Origin of the sequence: Marinomonas alcarazii, assembly GCF_003208215.1 — a bacterium.
Taxonomy (GTDB): Bacteria; Pseudomonadota; Gammaproteobacteria; order Pseudomonadales; family Marinomonadaceae; genus Marinomonas; species Marinomonas alcarazii.
In genome coordinates this window covers 109,750-115,930 of the sequence record NZ_QKLW01000011.1, presented here as the reverse complement: position 1 = coordinate 115,930, position 6,181 = coordinate 109,750, and the positions used below count along the sequence as shown (strand labels likewise).

Below are 6,181 nucleotides of genomic sequence, written 5' to 3'. Positions count from 1 at the left end.
TAAGTGCAAACCTTCGCTTGCGTTGTTCTCCGTGTCAGTGGGGGCGTATAATACATTCTGAATTTTTTAGCGCAAGCTCTTTTTTCACTTTTTATTAAAAAGTTTTTTATTAAGTGGGCAATGTAGGGATTTTTACTATTAGCAAAGGAACGAGTAATACGGAAAAATAGACTGCCAAGGATACGTCATCTTTCACCTGCCACCAAAGATGTGCAATAACCCCTATGGCAGCAACATACATCAAACGATGCAAAGGTTTCCATTTCTTGCCTAACGCCCGCACCATTTTTTTCGTACTAGTGATGGCTAACACAGCCATAATCAACAAAGCCGCTACACCGACATAAATATACGGTTTCTCAACTAAATCGGAGCTAATCCAAGTCCAACTCAAGCCGGCAAATAAAACCAAATAAATAACAAAGTGAAGTAACCCATAAAAAAAAGCCGTTAATCCAATAAAACGACGATAACGATTAATCGCTTTCAATGGCTTGAACTTACCAATCAATGTCATTGCCATTACAGCAACAACAAAGACAGATGCCCAGATACCACTAAGCCTCATCAGTAATTTACCAGGATCTGGAAAGTACTGCCCCATTAATAGTGAGCTAAACATCCATACAAATGGCAAAGCAAACACAATCAAGACATATGGCTTTTCTCTTCTATCCCAGAACGCTGCCATATTAATAAAACCTTTTCAGATCCATGCCTGCATACAAAGACCCAACCTCTTCTTCGTAACCATTAAACATCTTTGTTTCAATGACATTAGGAAAAAGAACACCACCAGGCAATCGCCTCTCTTGTTTTTGCGACCAGCGAGGGTGATCCACATTAGGATTTACATTGGCATAAAAGCCATATTCATTAGGAGCCAACATAGCCCAGGTTGTTTTGGGCATTTCCTCAACAAATCGAATTTTCACAATAGACTTAATACTTTTGAAGCCATACTTCCAAGGCAAAACCAATCTAACCGGAGCGCCATTTTGATTCGGCAATATACTTCCGTACATGCCCACTGCAAGTAGTGCCAAGGGATTCATAGCCTCATCAATACGCAAGCCTTCTCGATATGGCCAATCCAGTCCACCACTTCGCTGACCTGGCATTTGTTTGGGATCATATAAAGTTTCGAAATACACATATTTGGCTTTTGAAGTTGGTTCGAACCGCTTTAGGACATCCGCAAGAGGCACACCGACCCAAGGAATAACCATAGACCAAGCTTCTACACAACGGAGTCGATAGATTCGCTCCTCCAGCATCGACTCTTTTATAATATCCTCAAGATCAAAGACACCGGTCTTGCCAGCTTCACCTTCTACGGTAATGGTCCATGGCGTTGTTTGAAACTCAGAAGAACGATCTTTAGGGTCACTTTTTCCATAACCAAACTCGTAAAAATTATTGTAGGAAGTCGCAACATCATAAGGAGAGATTTTATCGTCTTTACCGAAGGAGGTTTCGGTAATGTTTTCAAAATAAGGCTTCAAGGAGATAGGCGGAGACAGAGGGTTACCGTCCTGAAGAGCTGCAGATACTTGACCAATAGCACCGGCACCCAAAACAATTCCGCCGGTTGTTTTCATAAATTGGCGACGATTCAAGTAAACAGATTTATCTGTCACCTCTGACTCAGAACAGTCTGACGCTTTCTTATTAAAAATTAACATAGCATGTCCTCTTCTATCGTTAGAATTATTGACAAGAAGCTATGGCACTAGTTCAAAAAAGCATTCATTAAAAATGAATGCTTTTTTGTACATCATCTAGCGGAATCGCTTAAATACGATCCCAAGCGGCCCCGATAAACCGTAAAGGCAAAACACGCTCATCAAAACCAACGCGGGTTGAAGAGTGACCAAAACGAATACCAACACAGCAATCAGGAGAACAACAAAAGGAACTCGCCCTTTTAAATTGAGATCTTTGAAGCTGCGGTACTTCACATTACTAACCATCAATAAGCCAGTAATAGGCACAAGTAACGCCATCAACGTGGCCATACTTTGCCCTGAAAAGCCATTATCATTAGCCGCCCATATAACACCAGCAACCAGAGCGGCTGCAGCAGGACTAGGTAGACCAGTGAAATATCGTTTCTCTTCTACCCCCAACATAGTATTAAACCGGGCCAGACGAAGTGCGGCGCCAACAGCGTAAATAAAGGCAGCAACCCAGCCTATTTTACCCAGTGGCGCTAAAGACCAAGTAAATACAACAAGCGCAGGAGCTATACCAAAGGAGACCATATCAGCCAATGAATCATACTCAGCACCAAACGCGCTTTGAGTATGAGTCAAACGAGCAACACGACCGTCTAAACCATCAAACACCATTGAAATAAAAATGGCGACTGCGGCATAGGTAAAGTTTTCGTTCATCGCTGCAATAATGGAGTAAAAGCCAGAAAACAGTGCCGCCGTGGTAAACAAGTTAGGCAACAAGTAAACCCCTTTATGCGGCTGCTTTTTTTCATCACCTAAATCCACATCTTCGATTTCATCGACAGGTGCTTTTTTCACATCTTCTATAGACATGTTAGAAACCTTCCTTCTTTAAAAACTATTTATACTAGCTTAGCAAAAGAACGCTTTGCGGCTTCGATAGTGTAATCGATGTCTTCTTCTGTATGAGCTTGAGAGATAAAACCAGCCTCGAACGCTGCAGGGGCAAAATACACACCCTCCTCCAACATATAGTGGAAAAATGCTTTAAATTTAGCTAAATCACATTTCTGCACATCTGCAAATGTCGTAACCTCTTGCGCTTCAGTAAAGAAAAAGCCAAACATTCCACCGACACTCACAACGCAAAAAGGTACGCCCGCCGCATCAGCCGCTTTTTTCAATCCAGATACCAAACGTTCAGCTTTAGCCCCTAATGCCTGATGAAAACCGTCTTCACTGATTTTGTTCAGTACAGCCAAGCCCGCAACCATAGCAACAGGGTTACCAGACAGAGTACCCGCTTGATAAACAGGCCCTAACGGAGAAATACACTCCATAATCTCACGTTTACCACCAAAAGCACCGACCGGCATTCCAGCGCCAATAACCTTACCTAAGGTTGTCAGATCTGGAACGATACCAAAGTGATCCTGAGCACCACCAAGAGCGACACGGAAACCTGTCATCACCTCGTCAAAAATGAGAACCGCACCGGATTCATCACACACTTTACGCAATGTTTCAAGAAACCCTTCGACAGGTAAAATACAGTTCATATTGCCTGCAACTGGTTCGACAATAATACAAGCGATTTGATCCCCTATCTCTGCAAAGCAGCGAGTCACTTCTTCGATATCATTGTATTGCAATGTGATCGTATGTTTTGCTAGATCGGCTGGCACACCAGGCGAGTTCGGCACACCAAGAGTTAATGCGCCAGAACCAGCTTTTACCAGCAATGAATCAGAATGCCCATGGTAACAACCTTCAAACTTAACGATTTTATCTCGTCCGGTATAACCACGAGCCAAACGAATCGCACTCATAGTCGCTTCCGTGCCAGAGTTCACCATACGGACCATATCCATGGATGGAACAAGTTCACATACTTTTTCCGCCATAGTGATTTCAACTTCTGTCGGAGCACCAAAACTCAATCCGAAATCCAATTGTTGTCTAACCGCATCCAAAACATCTGGGTGAGAATGGCCCAAAATCATCGGCCCCCATGATCCAACATAATCTATGTATGATTTTTTATCTTCATCATAAACATAAGCCCCTTCTCCACGCTCGAAGAAAACAGGCGTTCCACCTACACCATTAAAAGCTCTTACTGGAGAGTTTACGCCTCCAGGAATACGGTGTTGGGCGCGTGCGTATAGATCTTCAGAACGACTCATATTTTTAAATCCCATAGCTAATAAAATACAAAGGCAAACAAGCTTCAAAATAGTAAGCAATTGCCCATAAAAAATTTAATAAAAAAGTGCACTAGTCACTTTTCAGTAAAAATTGATCCACACGGTGACGAGATACCAAACTATAAGAGTCACTTGATGTCGATACCAACACCTCAGTCAAACCGGTTTCTTGAAACCAAGCCAACATAGCCTCTAATGATGAAGGTTCATCTATCACTGGTATACTTACGGAATCTAACGCCAAAGATAAGTTCATCTTCACTTTATCCTCTTCCGAAACCAACCAAATTTGTGGACCCTGATCTAGCATTATCAATGCATCTAATACCGCTTTTCGTCTAAGCAAGCGTAGCTCATCACCATGTTCGAAAGCGATATAGTCTACCATACTTGATGCTAAATCCTTCACCCGCTCAATAGAAACGACCTCAGGGAACATCAATACTTCTTCAGCAACGGGCTTAACTGTATGGTGTCGAAGGTAGCGTTGAAAAGGGGATATTGTCGAAGACATTCCCATAAAACTTAACCTTTCAACAAAAACCGATTCTTGATGACAAAACACTCGCACTAGCAAGCAAGCCAACACGATAACAAACAAAGCTGGAACAATAGCCGCAGACGAGTGTGTCATTTCTATAATAGCAACCAATGCCGTAAGTGGTGCTTGAAAGCAGGCCGCCATCATTGCGGCCATGCCTAATAGAGCAAACAAAGCAATATCCGCTACATTATTATCAAACACTAAAGCGACTTGAACACCAGCCAAGCCCCCGATGATAAAAGTCGGTCCAATCATGCCACCTGGAATACCTAAACCAATAGTAAGAGCAGTCAAAACCGTTTTAACCACAATTAACAGCAACAAAGAATAAAGGACCAAATCGCCCGATAGCAAACGAGAAAGAGAAAGGTAGCCACTTCCTAACGACTCAGGTAAATAAATCGCCGCCAATGTCGTAGCAATCGCGACCAACAAAAAACGCCACCAAATAGACACTCCACTAAAACGCCACAGGCTTTTTTGAGTGTGAAGAAATAATGCCGATAGCAATACAATAACAACAACTAAAATAGAACAAGCAACAAACAAGTCCGTTGAAAGCAACACAGAGGAGATACTTTCAATACTAAAAATATCCAGCGGCCCAATGACATAATGACTCACTATGGTAGCAATGACCGAAGACAGTAATACAGGCAAGACATAACGCTGTCGGTACTCGAGAAAGATAACCTCGAAAGCAAACAGAACGCCCGCTAAAGGCGTTTGAAATATTGCCGAAATGGCTCCAGCAACGCCACAAGCTAATAACGTTTCCACACCGTATTGAGGCAACTTAGCCTTCTCAGCTAAGTAGCCACCAAGCGTTGCCCCAAGATGAACCGCTGGGCCCTCTTTACCAATAGAAAGACCACCAACCAAAGCGATTGCCGCAGAGAAAAACTGTACAACCGCATTCCATACAGGCAAGTTTCCATGATGATGATTTAAACGTTCAATCACATAAGGGACACCGACTTTTTGCAACTTACGAGGTACAACAGTAAAAAGCAGCGCCAAAACAACACAAGCAGAAAGAGAAAGCCCAATACGCCATTCAACCGACAGCAGCTCAAACGAATCAAAATCAGAGCCAATCAAGGATCGAGTAGGCAAATAGATCACAGCGTAGAAAAACGCCATCAAAAGACCACTTAACAATCCGCAAAAAGCACCAAGAGCCGCCAGAACCAACAAATCATCATAAGATTTGACTTTAGCAGACCAGTTTTCCCTTAAATTTAATCGTTTCAGAAGGCCTCTCCATTATTAGGACACGTTCATTCAATCAAGCAGTCGAGCTAACACCACTCACCAACGATCTAATCGTTGAGCAAGGCACATATGTGTCACCACTTTGTGTAGATTAGGCCACGTCTCCATTTTTTCACGTATTTCATTCAACCTATCCATTGATGATGCTTGCACTAACAACAGCAAATCAAGATCGCCACTAATTGAATGAGCTAATTTAACTTCTGGAATACTGTTAATCAAAGGTAAGACTTGATCGCAGGATAAAGGTCGAAATGTCAGAGCAATATAGGCACTAACCCCTTTTTCTTTTGAAACTGACGTATGGGCGTGATAGCCAGTAATAGTTCGATTATCTTCCATGCGACGAATTCGTTCAGTCACTGCCGAGCGTGATAAATTCACTTGGCGACTGATATCAGACACTGACATTCGAGCATCATCTACCAGCAACGCTAAAATTTTTTGATCATAGTGATCGGCCACTCAAGCCCCCT

Annotated in this window: 6 protein-coding genes; all 6 read right to left on the bottom strand. The window is 42.6% G+C overall.

Annotated features, from left to right (window positions below; all coding sequences use genetic code 11):
* Positions 1–109: 109 nt before the first annotated feature.
* Complete coding sequence (locus tag DFP75_RS16955) at positions 110–691, bottom strand: protein-methionine-sulfoxide reductase heme-binding subunit MsrQ (RefSeq protein WP_110577236.1); 582 nt, start codon at positions 689–691, stop codon at positions 110–112.
* A 1-nt stretch (position 692) separates the two neighbouring features.
* Positions 693–1,685, bottom strand: coding sequence for a protein-methionine-sulfoxide reductase catalytic subunit MsrP (msrP, locus tag DFP75_RS16950; protein WP_110577235.1), 993 nt, complete (start codon positions 1,683–1,685; stop codon positions 693–695).
* 96 nt (positions 1,686–1,781) lie between these two features.
* Positions 1,782–2,552 (bottom strand): CDP-diacylglycerol--serine O-phosphatidyltransferase, encoded by a 771-nt coding sequence (gene pssA, locus DFP75_RS16945; protein WP_110577234.1) that lies wholly within the window; start codon positions 2,550–2,552, stop codon positions 1,782–1,784.
* 29 nt (positions 2,553–2,581) lie between these two features.
* On the bottom strand, positions 2,582–3,865 hold the full coding sequence (gene hemL / locus DFP75_RS16940) for a glutamate-1-semialdehyde 2,1-aminomutase (RefSeq protein WP_110577233.1): 1,284 nt from the start codon (positions 3,863–3,865) through the stop codon (positions 2,582–2,584).
* 91 nt (positions 3,866–3,956) lie between these two features.
* A complete protein-coding gene (locus DFP75_RS16935; protein ID WP_245927087.1) occupies positions 3,957–5,573 on the bottom strand; it encodes a chloride channel protein in 1,617 nt (538 codons plus the stop codon).
* 168 nt (positions 5,574–5,741) lie between these two features.
* Positions 5,742–6,170, bottom strand: coding sequence for an Lrp/AsnC family transcriptional regulator (locus DFP75_RS16930; RefSeq protein ID WP_110577231.1), 429 nt, complete (start codon positions 6,168–6,170; stop codon positions 5,742–5,744).
* Between the last annotated feature and the right edge of the window lie 11 nt (positions 6,171–6,181).